This is a genomic window from Bacillus cereus group sp. N14 (genome assembly GCF_016483555.1).
Classification (GTDB): Bacteria; Bacillota; Bacilli; order Bacillales; family Bacillaceae_G; genus Bacillus_A; species Bacillus_A wiedmannii.
In genome coordinates this window covers 1-331 of record NZ_JAEHBQ010000076.1, presented here as the reverse complement: position 1 = coordinate 331, position 331 = coordinate 1, and the positions used below count along the sequence as shown (strand labels likewise).

The following is a 331-nucleotide window of genomic DNA, read 5'->3' as shown; positions in this document are numbered from 1 at the left end:
TTCCGCAGTAGCTCAGTGGTAGAGCTATCGGCTGTTAACCGATCGGTCGTAGGTTCGAGTCCTACCTGCGGAGCCATACAGAGAAGTACCCAAGTGGCTCAAGGGGCTCCCCTGCTAAGGGAGTAGATCGCTAACGCGGTGCGAGGGTTCGAATCCCTTCTTCTCTGCCATACATACTGGCCCGTTGGTCAAGTGGTTAAGACACCGCCCTTTCACGGCGGTAACACGGGTTCGAATCCCGTACGGGTCACCACTTCGGAGGATTAGCTCAGCTGGGAGAGCACCTGCCTTACAAGCAGGGGGTCGGCGGTTCGATCCCGTCATCCTCCAC

4 tRNA genes are annotated in these 331 nt (G+C 57.7%); all 4 read left to right on the top strand.

Going from position 1 to position 331, the window contains the following annotated elements:
• Position 1: 1 nt before the first annotated feature.
• Positions 2 to 76 (top strand) — tRNA-Asn (locus JDS82_RS29130).
• A gap of 3 nt (positions 77 to 79) precedes the next feature.
• Positions 80 to 170, top strand: a tRNA-Ser gene (locus tag JDS82_RS29125).
• An 8-nt stretch (positions 171 to 178) separates the two neighbouring features.
• Positions 179 to 253, top strand: a tRNA-Glu gene (locus JDS82_RS29120).
• A gap of 4 nt (positions 254 to 257) precedes the next feature.
• Positions 258 to 330, top strand: a tRNA-Val gene (locus tag JDS82_RS29115).
• Position 331: the final 1 nt, after the last annotated feature.